General features: G+C 36.9%; 1 protein-coding gene. It reads right to left on the bottom strand.

Annotated elements, in window-relative coordinates:
• Positions 1–290 (bottom strand): hypothetical protein (locus tag Q4528_RS13460; RefSeq protein WP_303522025.1); only part of this gene is annotated, 290 nt, incomplete at both ends.

Here is a 290-nt window from a genome sequence, read left to right as displayed (position 1 = left end):
GTGAGCAGACAGTCTATTAAAATCATCTTGCTCTGTTTTGCCTATGTAAATTACTTCTTGACCGCCAACATCTACATCTAACAAATTGACAACTTGATCTACCATAAATGTAGCATTGTACGTTTCGTTGAAACCCGGTAATTCATCAAAGTTTACTTCTTTTTTCTTTTCGAGATCCCAATTGGCATCGTTTAACTCATAGCGCCTAGGGTTTTTCTGACGTGCTAATTTTGCTTTCTCGTTATCAGTTGTACATTCAATGATTGGGTCGTAAACACTAACTTCATAGG

The sequence above is a fragment of the Staphylococcus pasteuri genome, assembly GCF_030547725.1.
Lineage (GTDB): Bacteria > Bacillota > Bacilli > Staphylococcales > Staphylococcaceae > Staphylococcus > Staphylococcus pasteuri.
This window is presented reverse-complemented; position numbering and strand designations above follow the sequence as displayed.